The sequence below is a fragment of the Cellulomonas composti genome (assembly GCF_007990245.1).
GTDB classification, from domain to species: Bacteria; Actinomycetota; Actinomycetes; order Actinomycetales; family Cellulomonadaceae; genus Cellulomonas; species Cellulomonas composti.
This window is the reverse complement of the sequence record NZ_BJWG01000015.1, coordinates 65,846-81,431: the sequence shown is the minus strand read 5'-3', so window position 1 is coordinate 81,431 and position 15,586 is coordinate 65,846. Positions and strand designations below refer to the sequence as shown.

At 76.0% G+C, this 15,586-nt stretch carries 11 protein-coding genes; 10 read left to right on the top strand and 1 reads right to left on the bottom strand.

Translation table 11 applies throughout. The features are described 5' to 3' along the window. Positions 1-2: 2 nt before the first annotated feature. Positions 3-1,961, top strand: coding sequence for a hypothetical protein (locus tag CCO02nite_RS14290; RefSeq protein ID WP_146843852.1), 1,959 nt, complete (start codon positions 3-5; stop codon positions 1,959-1,961). A gap of 25 nt (positions 1,962-1,986) precedes the next feature. Here the strand turns inward: CCO02nite_RS14290 and CCO02nite_RS14285 are convergent, their stop codons facing one another. Next, positions 1,987-2,472 carry an SRPBCC family protein gene (locus tag CCO02nite_RS14285; RefSeq protein WP_246117574.1) on the bottom strand — a complete coding sequence of 162 codons (486 nt, stop codon included), beginning with the start codon at positions 2,470-2,472 and terminating at the stop codon, positions 1,987-1,989. Positions 2,473-2,520: 48 nt separating this feature from the next. On the opposite strand from CCO02nite_RS14285, the gene CCO02nite_RS14280 reads away from it, so the two are divergent. From CCO02nite_RS14280 to holA, 9 genes are all read left to right on the top strand, one after another. Next, the gene (locus tag CCO02nite_RS14280; protein ID WP_146843850.1) at positions 2,521-4,113 is read left to right on the top strand and encodes a metallophosphoesterase family protein; all 1,593 of its coding nucleotides are present in this window, start codon (positions 2,521-2,523) and stop codon (positions 4,111-4,113) included. 56 nt (positions 4,114-4,169) lie between these two features. Continuing rightward, a complete protein-coding gene (locus CCO02nite_RS16140; RefSeq protein ID WP_146843849.1) occupies positions 4,170-5,900 on the top strand; it encodes a D-alanyl-D-alanine carboxypeptidase family protein in 1,731 nt (576 codons plus the stop codon). Positions 5,901-5,943: 43 nt separating this feature from the next. Beyond that, a complete protein-coding gene (locus CCO02nite_RS14270) occupies positions 5,944-6,669 on the top strand; it encodes a metal-dependent transcriptional regulator (protein WP_146843848.1) in 726 nt (241 codons plus the stop codon). 113 nt (positions 6,670-6,782) lie between these two features. Continuing rightward, the gene (locus CCO02nite_RS14265) at positions 6,783-8,012 is read left to right on the top strand and encodes an MFS transporter (RefSeq protein ID WP_146843847.1); all 1,230 of its coding nucleotides are present in this window, start codon (positions 6,783-6,785) and stop codon (positions 8,010-8,012) included. Between the two features lie 67 nt (positions 8,013-8,079). Continuing rightward, the gene (gene leuS, locus CCO02nite_RS14260; protein WP_146843846.1) at positions 8,080-10,995 is read left to right on the top strand and encodes a leucine--tRNA ligase; all 2,916 of its coding nucleotides are present in this window, start codon (positions 8,080-8,082) and stop codon (positions 10,993-10,995) included. A gap of 92 nt (positions 10,996-11,087) precedes the next feature. Continuing rightward, complete coding sequence (locus CCO02nite_RS14255) at positions 11,088-11,921, top strand: DegV family protein (RefSeq protein ID WP_246117573.1); 834 nt, start codon at positions 11,088-11,090, stop codon at positions 11,919-11,921. Positions 11,922-12,047: 126 nt separating this feature from the next. Continuing rightward, positions 12,048-12,971 carry a ComEA family DNA-binding protein gene (locus CCO02nite_RS14250; protein WP_246117572.1) on the top strand — a complete coding sequence of 308 codons (924 nt, stop codon included), beginning with the start codon at positions 12,048-12,050 and terminating at the stop codon, positions 12,969-12,971. Further along, entirely contained in the window at positions 12,968-14,515 is a 1,548-nt protein-coding gene (locus tag CCO02nite_RS14245) for a ComEC/Rec2 family competence protein (RefSeq protein ID WP_146843845.1), read from the top strand. Before CCO02nite_RS14250 ends, CCO02nite_RS14245 begins: the two co-directional genes overlap by 4 nt. A gap of 35 nt (positions 14,516-14,550) precedes the next feature. Beyond that, complete coding sequence (gene holA / locus CCO02nite_RS14240) at positions 14,551-15,573, top strand: DNA polymerase III subunit delta (RefSeq protein WP_246117571.1); 1,023 nt, start codon at positions 14,551-14,553, stop codon at positions 15,571-15,573. Positions 15,574-15,586 lie beyond the last annotated feature (13 nt).

Below are 15,586 nucleotides of genomic sequence, written 5' to 3'. Positions count from 1 at the left end.
GGATGGGTCGGGCACGGCGCGGGGCGGTGCTCGGCACGGGAGCGCTCGTCGTGCTGCTGGTCCTGGCGGCGGTGCTGCTCGGACGCCCCGACGAAGCGGGCCCGGCTCCCGGTGCGTCCTCGAGCGCGCCGCCGAGCCCCGCGTCACTCGCGCCCGTACCGAGCCCGTCGGTGTGGCAGGCGAGCACGCGCACGCCCGACGAGCGGGCGACCGTGCTCACGGCGGCGACGCCCGCTGACGCGGCGCTCGAGGCCTCGCGCGCGCTGTTCGCGAGCGCGCCCGTCGTCGTCCTTGCGCCGTCGTCCGACGCCGCAGCACAGCTCACCGCTGCGTCGGTCGCGGTGGCCGTGGGCGGCCCGCTGCTGCTCGTCGACGGCGCGACCACGACCACGGGCCCTGGTGCGGCCGCGGGCTCCGACGATGCCGCAAGCCCGGACGCCGCCGCCGCGGGTGCCGTCGATGCCGAGCTCGAGCGGCTCGGCGCGCAGGTCCTCGTCGTCGTCGGGGACGCGGCTGCGCCGCGCGGGCGGACCGTCGTCGCGGTGCCCGCGCGCGCCACACCGGCCGAGTTGCGCGCGGCGACCGGTGTGCGCTTCGGACCCGCGCAGGCGGTCGCGCCCGACGAGGCGTTCGTCGCCGTCCGCGCGCTGACCGCACCCGGGACGGCCGTCCTCACCGCGCCGGGTGACCCCGAGCCGGCGCCGTCCGCCGAGGCCTCGTCGCCGCCGGCGTCGTCTCCGCCATCGTCTCCGGTGTCGTCTCCGGCGGTGTCGTCGTCCGCGGCCCCGTCCCCGACACCCGGAGCGCCGTCGCCGAGCGCGACCTCGCGGACGCTGCGCCCGACCGCCCCCGCCTCTCCTGCGACGCCGCCGTTCACGATCCGGCGTCCCGAGCCCGCGCGCGGCGTCGTCGGGATGACGGGCGTCGGTGCCGACTCGGTGCCCGCGCTCGCCACCCTGCGGGCGGCGGGTGTCCCGGTGCTCGACGTGCCGGGCGGCGACCCGCGGGCCACGTCGGCGGACGTCGCGCTCGTCGCGGCAGCCGCGGAGACGTCGGACGGGGGTGACGTGCCCCGGGTCCCGCACGTCGTGGCGATCGGCGCCGACTTCGGAGCCGCACCCCGGCTCGCCGATCGCGTGGCGGCCGCCGCGACCGGCGTGACGATCCCCGGCGGCGGGCAGCTCGTCTTCCCCGCGGCGCCGCGCAAGCACTACGTCGCGCTGTACGGAACGCCCGGCACGCCGGCGCTCGGCATGCTCGGCGAGCAGGACGTCCCGGCGACGATCGAGCGCATCCAGCGCATCGGGCGTCAGTACCGGCCGGTGCTGCCGGGCAGCTCGGTGGTGCCCATGGTCGAGATCATCGCGACGATCGCGTCCGCGAACCCGGAGGACGACGGCGACTACTCGCGCGAGCGGTCGGTCGCCGAGCTGCGTCCCCTCGTCGACGCCGCGCAGACGGCGGGCGTCGCGGTGGTGCTCGACCTGCAGCCGGGCCGCACCGACTTCCTCACGCAGGCGAAGCGGTACGAGGAGCTGCTCGAGCTCCCGCACGTGGGCCTCGCGGTCGACCCGGAGTGGCGGCTCGCGCCGGACCAGGTGCACCTCGCCCAGATCGGGTCGGTCGACGTCGACGAGATCAACGCCGTGCAGGACTGGCTCGCCGCGCTCGTCCGGCGCGAGCACCTGCCGCAGAAGATGTTCGTCGTGCACCAGTTCGCGCTGAAGATGGTGCGCGACCGGGACCGCCTCGCGACGACGCACGACGAGCTCGCGGTGGTCATCCACGTCGACGGGCAGGGCTCGCAGCCCGCCAAGCAGGGCACGTGGGCGGCGTTGCGGGCCGGCGCACCGCCGGTGCACTGGGGCTGGAAGAACTTCGTCGACGAGGACCACCCGATGCTCACGCCCGCGCAGACCGTGGCGGTGCGTCCCACGCCGGACCTCGTCACCTATCAGTAGCGGTCGGTATCAGTAGCGGTCGGTATCAGTGACGCTCGGTGTCGGTGTCGGTGACGGCAGGCGCGTCGTCGGCCGTGCGCAGCAGGTACGCGGTGAGCCCATCGCACCCCGCCCGCATGACGGCCGCGTGCGAGGCACGGAACGCGGGCCGCAGCACGGGTACGGTCGCGCGCATCCAGCCGCGCGCGACCTCGACGTCCCACTCGACGTCCACCGAGGTTCCTCCCGAACCGTCGGCGTCGAGGGCGGCGCGCGCGTGGCCCCGCAGGTCGCCGTCGGCCGCGATGGTGACCGTGCGCGGCGGGTCCGCCGCGACGACGAACAGGTCGAGCCGGAGGCGGTAGCCACCGGGTGCGCGGAAGGACAGCGAGCCGCTGCTGCCCACCGGACCGGGCTGCGGCGCGACCCGCAGCGCCTGCACGCCCGGCCACCACGACGGCCAGCTCATCGCCGGGTCCGCGAGCACGGCCCAGCACCGCGCGGGCGGCGCGGGCAGGATCCAGCGCGACACGAGCCGAAACCTTCGGGTCACGGTCGGCGAGTCTAGGCTGGGCCACCCATGGACGAGCAGGCCCCGCACACGCACGGCGGGTGGGGTGTGCGCATCGTGCTCGCGATCCTCGCGGTCGTGATCTCGCTCGGCGTCGGTGTCACGACCGCGACCGCGCAGGCGAGCTTCGGGCCGCACGAGGCCCGCTACGAGATGACGACGAACGGGCTCGTCGTGCTCGACCTCGGCCCGCTCGGCACGCTCGAGATCGACTCGCCGCTGCCGGCGGGGCTGGGCCTCGACATCGTCGTCGAGGAGATCCCCGCGTCGTTCACCGAGGTCGACGACGCGACCACGCTGCAGGCGCTCAACGGCGACCTCGAGCGGTACGTGCAGCTCTTCTCGGCGCCTCAGGCGACCGTCGAGCAGGTGACGAAGGCGCTGGTCGCGGACGCGCTCGGTCGTGCGGCGCTCATGCTCGTCGTGCTGGTGGCCGGCTGGTGGCTCGGGCGGCTGCTGCTCGGGGCGACGCGGCGCGCGGAGCTGGCGAACGCGCTCGCGCTGCACCGGTGGCGGGTCGGTGTCGCGCTCGGCCTGGCACTGCTCCTGGGACTGCTCTCGTCGAGCCTCGACCCCAGCGCCCGACCGCAGGAGGTGCGGGTGGCCTCGAGCGTGTTCGACGGCAGCGCGCTCGAGGGTGCGCGCGTGACCGGCCGGCTCGGCGGTGTGATCGACACCTACGGTGCGCAGGCGCTCGCGGCGTACCGCGAGAACCAGGAGTTCTACGCGGCCGCCGACAAGGCGCTCGGGCAGGCGTGGGACGAGCGCCTGACCGCGCAACCGCTCCCGACCCGCACGCCGGACGCGGCCGACCTGGTCACGGTCGTCGTGGTCTCCGACCTGCACTGCAACGTCGGCATGGCGCCGCTGGTCACGACGCTCGTCGAGAGGGCCGATGCGCAGGCCGTGCTCGACGCGGGTGACACGACGATGAACGGGACGGGCGTCGAGCAGTACTGCGTCTCGACGTTCGCCGACGCGATCCCCGACGGCGTCGAGCTGGTCACCTCGCCCGGCAACCACGACTCCGAGGAGACGTCGGCGAAGTACGCGGCGGCCGGGGCCACCGTGCTCGCGGGCAAGGTCGTCGACGTCGACGGGATCCGCGTGCTCGGCGACAGCGACCCGAACCAGACCCGCGCGGGCCAGGGCACCGCCTCGCGCGGCGAGAGCGCGCAGGACGCGGGCGAGCGGCTCGAGCAGGTCGCGTGCGACGACGAGGACGGTGTCGACCTCCTGCTGATCCACACCCCCGACGTCGGCACCGCGGCGCTCGAGAGCGACTGCGTACCGGCACAGGTCTCGGGCCATCTGCACCGCCGTTACGACGCACGGCAGGTCGGCCTCGGCATCCGGTACATCTCGTCGAGCACCGCGGGCGCGACGCTCGGCGAAGCGACGATCGGGCCGCTGCACGGGACCGCCGAGCTCACCGTGCTGCGCTGGGACCCCGACCGGCGGCGGTTCCTCGACTACCGGGTCGTCGCGGTGCACCCCGACACGTCCGTGGACGTGGGGCCGCGGCGCCCCTGGCCCGTGATCGTCGTGCCGCCGACCACTCGCCCGCCCGCGGGCACGGGCGGTCCGAACCTGCCGACCTGACCGGTTCACCCCTGCGAGGGGGTGTCGTTCGCGCGGTGCGGGCTTAGCGTGGACGGATGGCCAGCGGCCGTGCCATGACGAGGTGCAGCGTCGGACCCGACGCGCGGTACCGGCCCGTGCGCGGACTCGTGCGCGGGTTCGTCGTCGGCCCCGCGGCGCTCGCGCTGCTCGTCGGCGGGTTCGTCGGGCTGGGCTCGGCGGCGGCCGCGGACCCGACGACCGTGCCGACGCCCGCGTCGGCCGTGGCGCCCACCTCGAACCCGACCTCGGCACCCGGCGACGCGGTCCTCGCCGCGGGGGAGTCGCTCGGCGGCGGGGACTACCTGGTCTCGGCCGGCGGAGCGGTGGTGCTGGTGGTGCGCGCGTCCGGCGCCGTCGTGCTGTACGGCCCCGACGGGTCGCTGACGTGGACGGTCGGCGGGGGAGCCCCGGGTGCGCGCCTCATGCTCGTCGACGGCGTGCTGCGGCTCGTCGCCCCGGACGGCACGACACGCTGGCAGCCCTCGTCGGACGCCGTCGTTCCCGACGACGACGACGCCGCCGACGAGGCCCTCGACGCGCCCGGCACCGACGCGAGCACCGAGGCGCTGCCGCCGGCCGACCGCCTGGTGCTGCAGGACGACGGCGATCTGGTGCTGCAGGACGCGACCGGCGCCGCGCTGTGGAGCAGCGGGACCGCCGCGCGGGCCACGACGCTCGAACCGGGCACCGTGCTCGCGCCGGGCGTCCCGCTGGTCTCGCCCGACGGTCGGCACGTGCTCGCGGTACGCCGCCTGGGCAACGTCGTGCTGCTCGGCCCGGACTCGCGTTCGCGCTGGTCGACCGGGACCGACGAGCCGCATGCGGTGCTCGCGCTCGGGACGGACGGGACGCTCGTCGTGCGCGCGAGCGACGGCGACGTGCTGTGGCGGGCGCCGGCCGACGCGGTACCCGGCTCGCGGCTCGTGCTGCAGGACGACGGCGACCTCGTGCTCTACGGACCCGACCGCGCGGTCGTCTGGCGGACGGGGACGGGTCTGGGCCCGGACCGGCTTGCCGAGGCCGAGCCGCTCGCGGTCGGTGCGCACCTCGACTCGTCGGACGGCCACCTCTCGCTGCGGTTCGACGCGGACGAGCTGACGCTGTCGTACGACGGGACGACGGTGTGGAGCGCGCCGATCGCGCCGGGTCCGGACGCCGCGCTCGTCGTGAGCCACGGTGCGCTCGCGGTCGTCGGCCCCGACGGTGCGGGCAGGTGGGCGACGACGCCGCCCGACGAGGCCGCTGCCGACGCGTCGGGCAGCGTGCTGCGGCTCGACCCGACGGGCGCGGTGCTCACGGCGGCGAACGGCCGCGAGCTGTGGCGTGCGGACGTCCCCGCCGACCTGCTGGTGGCACCGGCGCCCGTCGCGTCGTGCGACGACGTCGACGCGCCCGTGCCGTTCGACCGGACCGTGCTGACCAGCCAGGGAGTGCGCGTGCACCCGTGCCTGGCGGCCCCGGTCGAGGCGATGCTCGATGCCGCCCGGGCCGCGGGGCTCGACCTGGGCGCGTCCGGCTGGCGCAGCCACGAGCAGCAGGTCGCACTGCGCGAGCGGAACTGCGACGCCGAGGGGCGGTGCAGCCCGCCGACCGCGGTGCCGGGTACGTCGCGTCACGAGCGCGGGCTGGCGCTGGACGTCACGGACCACGGTCACGCGGTGCGGTCGGGATCGACCGCGTACGCGTGGCTGGCGGCGCACGCCGGGGCCTACGGCCTGCACAACCTGCCCACCGAGCCGTGGCACTGGAGCGTCGACGGGTCCTGACCCGCCACGCGTCCGGGCCGGGCCGCGGACTAGCCTGAGGCCCGTGACGGACGAGCCGCAGCCGACGCCCGCGCTGAGCGCGGTGGCGCAGGACTACCTCAAGGTCGTCTGGTCGGCCACCGAGTGGGTGCCCGTCCCGGTGACGACGAAGCTGCTGGCCGCGCGCCTGGGCGTGGGGGCCTCCACCGTCTCGGAGACCGTGCGGCGGCTGTGCGACGCCGGGCTGCTCACGCACGAGCCGTACGGGACGGTCGGCCTCACGGAGACGGGCCGGCGGCACGCGCTCGCGATGGTGCGCCGGCACCGGCTCGTCGAGACGTTTCTCGTCGAGGTGCTGGGCTACGGCTGGGACGAGGTGCACGACGAGGCGGAGGTGCTCGAGCACGCGGTCTCCGACGTGTTCGTCGAACGCCTCGCGCAGCGTCTGGGCCACCCGGACCGCGACCCGCACGGCGACCCGATCCCGGCGGCCGACGGCACGGTCCACCTGCCGCCCGCGTCGCCGCTGTGGGACGTGGACCCCGGCGCGTGGCGGGTCGCGCGGATCAGCGACGCCGACCCCGACCTGCTGCGCTATCTCGACGAGGTCGGCATCGGGCTGGACTGCAGGCTCGAGGTGGGGGAGCGGCGTGCCGCGGTGGGCACGGTCGCGGTGCTCGTCCGTGCCGACGAACGGGCCGACGAACGTGCCGGCGAACGTGCCGGCGAACGGTCGGTGGACCTCGGCGAGGCGGCGGGTCGCGCGATCTGGGTGGTCCCTGGCGGGTGAGGGGCGTGACGCCGGCCGCGCGGCTGACGTAGGCTCGGGTCATCCCAGGAGTTGTCGACGTCGCTCTCCGCAGTCTGCTCGAATCGTTTCGACCCGAGGACCCGGAGGACCGTATGCGACCGCTGCCCCCGCGCGCCGCCCGCCTCGCGCTGTTCGCGCTCGCGCTCGGCGGGTTCGGCATCGGCACCACCGAGTTCGCCGCGATGGGCCTGCTGCCCGAGATCGCCGACGACCTCGGCGCCTCGATCCCCGCCACGGGGTTCGCGATCACGGCCTACGCGCTCGGCGTCGTCGTCGGCGCGCCCACGCTCGCGGCGCTCGGTGCGCGGATGGACCGGCGCCGGCTCCTGCTGTGGCTGCTCGTCGGGTTCACCGTGGCGAACGTGCTCTCGGCGTTCGCGCCGACCCTGCCGACGCTCGTCGGCGCGCGGTTCCTCGCGGGGCTGCCCCACGGCGCGTTCTTCGGCGTCGGCGCGGTCATGGGGACCGCGGTCGTCGGGCCGGGACGTCGGGGCCGCGCGGTCTCGACGATGATGGCGGGCCTGACGATCGCCTGCGCCGTGGGCGTGCCGGTGACCGCGATCGTCGGCCACGCGGTCGGTTGGCGCTGGTCGTTCGCCGGGGTCGGCGTGATCGGCCTGCTCACGCTGCTGGCGGTCACGGTCTGGGTGCCGCGGCTCGCGCCGATGGCAGGGGCGACCGTGCGCAGCGAGCTCGGTGCGCTGCGCAACTCCCAGCTCTGGATCGCGTTCGGCGCGGGCGCGATCGGGTTCGGCGGCATGTTCGCGGTCTACTCGTACGTCAAGCCACTGCTCACCGACGTGACCGGGCTGTCCGTCGGCGTCGTGCCGCTCGTCCTGGCGCTGTACGGCATCGGGATGACGGTCGGCACGGTGCTGGGCGGCCGGCTCGCGGACCGCTCCGTGCTCGGGACGCTGATCGGCGGCCTGGTCGCGACGATCGTCGTGCTCGTCGTGATCGCGCTCGTCGGGCCGTACGCGGTACCCGCGGTCGCCGCGATCGTCACGCTCGGCGTGACCTCGCAGGTGCTCGGTCTGTCGATGCAGACGCGGCTCATGGACGTCTCGCCCGCCGCGCCGTCGCTCGGCGCCGCGCTGTGCCACTCGGCGCTCAACCTCGGCAACGCGACGGGCGCGTTCCTCGGTGGCCTGGTCATCGAGGCGGGCCTGGGCTACCTGTCGCCCGCCTGGGTGGGCGCGGGCCTGACCACGCTCGGGCTGGTCGTCGTGCTCACGGTGGGCCGCCGCCCGGCGCCGAACGCGGTCGCAGCACCCGCCGGCGCGGTCGTCCGCGACGACGAGCCGGAGCTCGCGCTGCGCTGACGGACGGCGGGCGCGGGCGCGGCAGAGGTCGCACGAGGGCGCTCGTCGAGGTCGGTAAACTCGGCGGGTGACCTCGCAGGAGAACGCCGCGCCCCCCACCGGCACCGATGACGTGCCCTTCCGCTACACCGCCGCACTCGCGCAGGACATCGAGCTTCGCTGGCAGGACGAGTGGGAGCAGCGCGGGACGTTCTTCGCCGCCAACCCGACGGGCCCGCTCACGGACGGTGACGGCCGCCACGCCGACGCGGACAAGCCGTCGTTCTTCGTCATGGACATGTTCCCGTACCCCTCGGGCGCGGGCCTGCACATCGGCCACCCGCTGGGATACATCGCGACCGACGTCGTCGCGCGCTACCGCCGGATGCAGGGCGACAACGTGCTGCACGCGCTGGGCTTCGACGCGTTCGGCCTGCCCGCCGAGCAGTTCGCCGTGCAGACGGGCCAGCACCCGCGCACGACGACCGAGGCGAACATCACGATCATGCAGCGCCAGCTGCGCCGGCTCGGCCTGGCGCACGACCCGCGCCGCTCGTTCGCGACGATCGACCCCGGCTACGTGCGCTGGACGCAGTGGATCTTCCTGCAGATCTTCGACTCCTGGTACGACGAGGACGCGGTGCGGCCCGACGGCGGCCGTGGCCGCGCGCGGCGCATCGCCGAGCTCGAGGCGGAGCTCGCCGCCGGGACGCGGGCGGTGCCCGTCGCCGAGGGCGTGCCCGCGGGCTCGTCGTGGGCGGACCTGGACGGCGTGGCGCGCCGTCGCGTGCTGGACACCGCGCGGCTCGCGTACGTCAGCGAGACGCCCGTGAACTGGTGCCCGGGCCTGGGCACGGTGCTGGCGAACGAGGAGGTCACCGCGGACGGCCGCTCCGAGCGCGGCAACTTCCCGGTGTTCCAGCGCAGCCTGCGGCAGTGGAACATGCGGATCACCGCGTACGCGGACCGCCTGACCGACGACCTCGCGCTGATCGACTGGCCCGAGAAGGTCAAGGCGATGCAGCGCAACTGGATCGGGCGCTCGTCGGGTGCGCGCGTGCGGTTCCACGTCGAGGGCGGCCTCGAGGTCGAGGTCTTCACGACGCGGCCGGACACGCTGTTCGGCGCGACGTTCATGGTCGTGGCGCCCGAGCACCCGCTGCTCGACGAGGTGCCGGCGCAGTGGCCCGACGGGACGCACGCCGCCTGGACGGGCGGCCACCGCTCGCCGGCGGAGGCCGTCGCGGCCTACCGCGCCGAGGCGGCAGCCAAGACCGCGGTCGAGCGGCAGGCGGACGCGGGCCGCAAGACGGGCGTGTTCACGGGCCACCTCGCGGTGAACCCGGTCAACGGCGAGCCGCTGCCGGTGTTCACGGCCGACTACGTGCTGATGGGCTACGGCACGGGTGCGATCATGGCGGTGCCCGGCGGCGACGAGCGCGACTTCGCGTTCGCGCAGGCCTTCGAGCTGCCGATCGTCTACACGACCGACGGCGACGTGACGGATGCGGCGCGCACGGGCGACGGGACCGTCATCAACTCGTCGAACGACGAGATCTCGCTCGACGGGCTGGGCGTCGCGGAGGCCAAGGCGCGGATCGTCGAGTGGCTGGCGGGCAAGGGCGTCGGCGAGGGCACGATCACCTACCGCCTGCGCGACTGGCTGTTCAGCCGCCAGCGCTACTGGGGCGAGCCGTTCCCGATCGTCTACGACGAGCACGACCTGCCGCTCGCGGTGCCCGAGGAGCTGCTTCCCGTGGCGCTGCCCGAGGTGCCCGACTACGCGCCGCGCACGTTCGACCCCGGGGACGCGCACTCGTCGCCCGAGCCCCCGCTCGGCCGCAACGAGGAGTGGGTGAACGTCACGCTCGACCTCGGCGACGGCCCCCGGGTCTACCGCCGCGACACCAACACGATGCCCAACTGGGCCGGCTCGTGCTGGTACTACCTGCGCTACCTGGACCCGTCGTCCGACGAGGTGCTCGTCGACCCCGAGCTCGAGCGGTACTGGATGGGCCCGGGCCACGGCGCGCAGGCGGCGGACTCGGTCGGTGGCGTGGACCTGTACGTCGGCGGGGTCGAGCACGCGGTGCTGCACCTGCTGTACGCGCGGTTCTGGCACAAGGTGCTGTTCGACCTGGGCCACGTGAGCAGCGCGGAGCCGTTCCACAAGCTGTTCAACCAGGGCTACATCCAGGCGTACGCCTACACGGACGCGCGCGGCGTGTACGTCCCGGCGGCCGAGGTCGTCGACGACGAGGCGTCGCCCACCGGGCACTCGTGGCACGGCGAGCCGGTCAACCGCGAGTACGGCAAGATCGGCAAGTCGCTGAAGAACTCGGTGTCGCCCGACGAGATGTACGACGCGTACGGCGCCGACACGCTGCGCGTCTACGAGATGTCGATGGGGCCGCTGGACCTGTCGCGTCCGTGGGAGACACGCGCGGTCGTCGGGTCGCAGCGGTTCCTGCAGCGGCTGTGGCGCAACGTCGTCTCCGAGGCCGACGGCTCGCTCGTCGTGTCGCAGGACGCGCCGTCCGACGAGACGCTGCGCGTGCTGCACCGGACGATCGCGGACGTCACGGCCGACATGGCGGCGATGCGCATCAACACCGCGATCGCCAAGCTCATCGTGCTCAACAACCACCTCACGACGCTCGCCGCGGTGCCGCGCGCGGCCGTCGAACCGCTCGTGCTCATGACCGCGCCGGTCGCCCCGCACGTGGCCGAGGAGCTGTGGTCGCGGCTGGGCCACGAGCGTTCGCTCGCGCACGAGCCGTTCCCGGTCGCCGACCCGGCGTACCTCGTCGAGGACACCGTGACGTGCATCCTGCAGGTCGCCGGCAAGGTGCGCGGGCGCGCCGAGGTGTCGACGTCCGCGTCCGACGACGAGCTGCGCGAGCTCGCGCTCGCCGACGCCGGCGTGCAGCGTGCCCTGGACGGCCGCGCGGTGCGCACCGTGATCGTGCGCGCGCCCAAGCTCGTCAACGTGGTGCCGGCCTGATCGGGCTGCGCCGACGGCCGGCCCCGCCGCCCGTCGCGATCGTCACGGACTCGACGGCGTCGCTGCCACCCGGGGCGGCGGCCGCCGCCGGCGTGCGCGTCGTGCCGCTCGAGGTGCTCGCCGAGGGCGGCACCTACACCGAGGGCGTCGACCTGACCTCGGCCGAGCTGCTCGCGATGCTCCAGCGCGGCGTGCGTGTGACGACGTCGCAGCCGGCGCCCGCGGCGTTCGCCGCCGCGTACGCGCAGGCCGCCGCGGACGGGGCGCGCGAGGTCGTCTCGGTGCACCTGTCCGGCGAGCTGTCCGGGACCGTGCAGGCCGCCCGGCTCGCGGCGAACGACGCACCCGTCCCCGTGCACGTCGTCGACTCCCGGCTCGCGGCCATGGCGCTCGGGTTCACCGTTCTCGAGGTCGCCCGGTTCGCCACGACGGCGCTGCCCGACGAGACCGCGGGCGGCCGGTCCTGGCGACGCCCCCACCCCTCGCTTCCCGGCGGCGAGGCCGTCGCCGCGCACGCCGCGACCGCCGCCGCGGGAGCCCGCGCATGGTTCCTCGTCGACTCGCTCGACCACCTGCGCCGTGGCGGGCGGTTGTCCACGACCTCGGCCGCGATCGGCACCGTGCTCGGGCTGCGCCCGTTGCTCACGCTGTCCGACGGCGCCGTCGTCGTGGCCGAGAGGGTGCGCACCCGGCGCGCGGCGCGCGAGCGGCTCGAGGCCGTCGCCGCGGCGTTCGCGAGCGAGCGCGGTGACGTGCGGGTCGCCGTGCACCACCTGGGGGAGCCGGAGGTTGCGCAGCGGTTCGTCGAGGACCTCGGGCGGCGGATCGGTTCGCACGCGGTCGAGCTCGTGGCGTGCGAGGCGAGCGCGGTGGTCGCCGCGCACGTCGGCCCGGGCGTGCTCGCGGTCGTCGTTGCCGACGCCTGAGTCTCGCCACCCGACCAGCGCCACCCGACCAGCGCCACCCGACCCCAGCCCCGAGTGGTGCGTCGCGCGTCCACCGACGTCCGCGCGGGACCTCGCAGTGGCAGCGGCGGTGCCTAGCGTCGAGCAGTGACCTCGGACCACCCGCCGCCGCGGCACACCCCGCCCCGGCGGGCGGACGGGATGCACGAGCGCCTCGCCGGGCTCATCTCTCCGGCCGCCGCACCACCGCTCGCGCCACCGCTCGCACCGCCGCTCGCCCCGCCGGCCTCGCCGCCATCGGCCGCGGCGTCGGCCGCGCCGACGGTGCCCGAGCCGATGCCCCACGCGCCGGCCCCGCACGCGCTGGCCCCGCGCACGTCGGGCGCCCTCGAGGACGCCGCCCGGCGGTACGCCACCGCGTACGGCGAGCTGCCGGGTCCCGAACCGCGTCGTCGGCGCTACCGCTGGGCTCTCGACGTGCGCACCGCGGTCGTCGCGGTCGTCGCGCTCGCTCTCGTCGCGGGCGGTGTCGCGCTGCGGGTCGCGGCCGGCCGGCCCGGCGCTCCCGTCGTGCTGCCGGTGCCGGCGCCCACGACCTCGGCGCCGGCCCAGGTCGAGGCGGATCCCGACGCCACGGTTGTGGGCGAGCTCGTCGTCGACGTCGTCGGTGCCGTCACGCACCCCGGTGTCGTGCGGCTGCCCGCGGGAGCGCGCGTGGTCGACGCGCTCGCGGCGGCGGGCGGCGCGCTGCCCGAGGCGGACCTGCCCCGGCTCAACCTCGCGCGCCCGCTCGTCGACGGTGAGCAGGTGGTGGTGCTGCGGCCGGGCGAACAGCCCGCGTCGGCGGCGACCGTGCCGGACGGCGCGGCACCGGACGCACCCGCGGTCGTCGACCTCAACACGGCGGACGCCGCGGCGCTCGACGCGCTGCCCGGGATCGGCCCGGTGCTCGCCGCACGGATCGTCGAGTACCGCGCCGAGCACCCGTTCGGCACGGTCGACGACCTGGAGGACGTCCCGGGCATCGGACCGACGCTGCTCGAGGAGCTGCGCGACCTGGTGCGGGTATGACCGCCCGGGGCGTCGACCCGTCGCGCACCGTCGACCGGCCGCGCACCGTCGACCCGCCGCGCACCGTCGACGTGCGTCTCGTGCCGGTCGCCGCGGCGGCGTGGCTCGGCGCGCTCGCAGCGGTACGAGCGCCCGCGGTGACCGGCGCGGTCGCCGGCACCGGGCTCGCGGTGCTCGCGGTCGTCTGCCTCGTCGTCGCGATCCGGGCCGACCGGGACGGCCGACCGGTCCGCGTCGCGACCTGCGCGCTCGTGCTGGCGGGGGCCGCGGCGGTGCTGCTCGCCGGATCCGCGCACGTGGCCGAGCGCGGACCGTTGCGCGCGCTCGCCGCTCAGGGGGCGCACGTGGTCGTCGAGGGGGTCGTCTCCGGGGATGTGGCCGAGCTGCCGCCCGCCTGGCCGGGTGCCGCACCGCGGCTGCGATGGCAGCTCGAGGCGCGCACGGCCGTGGCGAACGGTGTGCGCCACGGGGTGCGTGGACCGATCGTCGTGCTCACGCCGGACGAGGGCGCGCGACCGGTGGACGGCGCGCGCGTGCGTCTCTCGGGAGCGCTGCGGCCGACGGCCCCCGGTGAGCGCGCCACGGCCCTCCTGCTCGGGGACGCCGCACCCGAGGCGATCGGGTCGCCGCCGTCGTGGCGCGCGGCGGCGACGCGGCTGCGCACCGCGCTCGCCGTCGTCGCGGCACGCCTCCCGGGCGATGCGGGCGCGCTGCTGCCGGCGGTCGCGGTCGGGGACACGTCCGCGGTGCAGCCGGACCTGTCGGACGCGATGCGGACGGCCGGTCTGACGCACCTCGTGGCGGTCTCGGGTGCGCACTTCGCGCTCGTCGGTGCGCTCGTGCTCGCCGCCACGGCCGCGCTCGGGGCCGGGACGCGGTTGCGCGTCGGTGTCACGGTCCTCGCGTGCGCGGCGCTCGTGGTCGTCGTGCACCCGGTGCCGAGCGTCGTGCGTGCGGCCGCGATGGGTGCCGTGGCCGTGCTCGGGATGCTCGTCGGGCGGCGGGCGCGCGCGGTGGCGGCGCTCGGCACCGCGGTGGTGGTGCTGCTCGTGGTCGACCCGTGGCTCGCGGGCGAACTCGGGTTCGCGCTGTCGGTCGCGGCGACGGCCGCGCTCGTGCTGCTCGGCGGGCCGCTCGCGGCGCGCTGGTCGGGGCGGCTGGGGCACGCCGGAGCGGCGGCGCTCGCGGCACCGGTCGCAGCGCAGCTCGTGTGCGGTCCGCTGGTCCTGCTCGCCGCGCCGGCCGTGAGCCCCTGGTCGGTGCCGGCGAACCTGCTCGCGGGACCCGCGGTCGCGCCCGCGACCGTGCTCGGCCTGGTCGCGGCGCTGCTGGCGCCCTGGTGGCCGGCCGCCGCGGCGGTGCCGGCCGCGGCCGCGGGCGCCGCGTGCTGGTGGATCGCGGCGGTCGCTCGGGTGACCGCGTCCGCTCCGGCGGCCCGGCTCGAGTGGCTGCCCGGACCGCTCGGGGTCGTCCTGCTGGTCGTCGCGAGCGGCGCCACGGCGCGGGTGCTGCTGGCGCGGCGGGCGTCGCGGGACCCGCCGTGAACCCGGACGTCGGTGGTGTCTGGCACGCTGGGCGGGTGCCGCCCCCACCCCGTTCGTCGTCGCGCTCCGGTCGCGCCCCGGCCGTCCCCGGCCTGAGCTGGGAGGAGGCGCCGCTGGCCCCGATCGTGCTGGTCCGCGGTTCGGAGGGTCTGCTGGCCGACCGTGCGACCGACCAGATCGTCGCGCTCGCGCGCGAGCAGGACGCACAGGTCGAGGTCACCCGGCTCGACGCGGCCCAGTACACCGCGGGCGTGCTCGGGGTCGTCACGAGCCCGTCGCTGTTCGCGGAGGACAAGGTCGTCGTCGTCGAAGGCCTGGAGCAGGGCGCCGACGAGGTGTTCGCGGACGCACTGGCGTACCTGGGCACGCCCGCCGCCGGCGTCGTGCTCGTGCTGCGGCACGGCGGCGGCCAGCGTGGCAAGAAGCTGCTCGACGCGCTGCGGGCCGCCAAGGTCCCCGAGGTCGCGTGCGACGCGATCACGTCCGACGGCGACAAGACGGCGTTCGTGACGGCCGAGCTGCGCCGAGCGGGCAGGCGCGCCGACGCGGCGGCCGTACGGGCCCTGGTCGACGCGGTCGGGTCGGACCTGCGCGAGCTCGCGTCGGCGTGCAGCCAGCTGGTGGCCGACACGACCGGGCTGATCGCGGCGGACGTCGTCGAGCGCTACTACGGCGGGCGGATCGAGGCGACCGGGTTCCGGGTGGCCGACGCGGCGGTCGCCGGGGACGCCGGGCAGGCCGTGGCGCTGCTCCGGCACGCCTACGCCACGGGCCTGGACCCCGTACCCGTGGTCGCCGCGCTCGCGGTCAAGCTGCGCACGCTCGCCAAGGTCGGCGCGGTGCGCAGCAAGGGCCAGGGCGCGTTGCGCGAGCTGTCGCTGGCGCCGTGGCAGGTCGACCGCGCGCTGCGTGAGCTGCGCAGGTGGACCCCGGAGGCCCTGGCCGAGGCCATCGGCGCGGTCGCCCAGGCGGATGCGGAGGTCAAGGGCGAGGGTCGCGACCCCCGGTTCGCGGTCGAACGAGCGGTCCTGCGCGTCGCGGCGGCCGCCTCCGGCTGATCGTTCGAGGGCC

Excerpts from the sequence above, each read along its gene's own strand:
- CCO02nite_RS14265 (WP_146843847.1), top strand. The coding sequence starts at position 6,783 with ATGCGACCGCTGCCCCCGCGCGCCGCCCGCCTCGCGCTGTTCGCGCTC.
- CCO02nite_RS14280 (WP_146843850.1), top strand. The coding sequence starts at position 2,521 with ATGGACGAGCAGGCCCCGCACACGCACGGCGGGTGGGGTGTGCGCATC.
- CCO02nite_RS16140 (WP_146843849.1), top strand. The coding sequence starts at position 4,170 with ATGGCCAGCGGCCGTGCCATGACGAGGTGCAGCGTCGGACCCGACGCG.
- CCO02nite_RS14290 (WP_146843852.1), top strand. The coding sequence starts at position 3 with ATGGGTCGGGCACGGCGCGGGGCGGTGCTCGGCACGGGAGCGCTCGTC.
- CCO02nite_RS14245 (WP_146843845.1), top strand. The coding sequence starts at position 12,968 with ATGACCGCCCGGGGCGTCGACCCGTCGCGCACCGTCGACCGGCCGCGC.